The sequence below is a fragment of the Brachyspira sp. SAP_772 genome (assembly GCF_009755885.1).
GTDB lineage: Bacteria > Spirochaetota > Brachyspiria > Brachyspirales > Brachyspiraceae > Brachyspira.
Window position 1 is genome coordinate 1 of sequence record NZ_VYIX01000201.1, and the last position, 676, is coordinate 676.

The window sequence follows — 676 nt, forward strand, 5'->3', positions numbered from 1 at the left end:
CATTATAATATTCTTGTAATTTTTCTTCTATCTGTTTAGATATTTCAGCATCATCTTGAGAAATATCTAYRCCATATTTTTGCACTTCTTCATCTAAAACGGGCGGTGTTACATCTGGAGGCGTTACTGTAGAGCCGCCAGTTTGTCCTGATTCTCCATTATTTACATTATCTGGATTACTTGGRCTAGAACATGACACTGCAAATAAAAAACATAATAATAATACAATTTTTTTATACATAAAMCCTCCATAAATAAAGTTACTTTTGTTTAACTTCAGTAAAATTACCGCCTAAAAAGTTTTGCCATTCACTAAGCTGAGGATTTTCAACATTTGGCAATATTAAAGTTTTAGCTGTAGCAGGAAATACATCTCCGCCATGTTGTATAGCATYAGGMYTTGTTCCCAAATAAGTAACAGTAGTTAAAGATGATGAGCTTCCAAATACACTTCCACCCATTGATTTTACAGATGCCGGTATTAGTACTTCTTTTATTTTTGAATAAGAAAAAGCCAAATCTCCTATATGTTCAATTTTACTTGTTTCTTTAAATATTACTTTTTCAATAGAATCACTTTTCTGAAAAGCATAATTATCAATACTAATAACAGAATCAGGTATTGTTATCTCTTTTAAAAATTTACTAAAAAGTGAAAAAGCATTTCCTTCTATAA

Annotated in this window: 1 protein-coding gene and 1 pseudogene; both read right to left on the minus strand. The window is 29.9% G+C overall.

Annotated elements, in window-relative coordinates:
* Nucleotides 1-241: pseudogene (locus GQX97_RS13530) on the minus strand (leucine-rich repeat domain-containing protein); the annotation flags it as partial.
* A gap of 19 nt (nucleotides 242-260) precedes the next feature.
* Nucleotides 261-676 (minus strand): leucine-rich repeat protein (locus tag GQX97_RS13535; protein ID WP_157152309.1); only part of this gene is annotated, 416 nt, incomplete at its 5' end.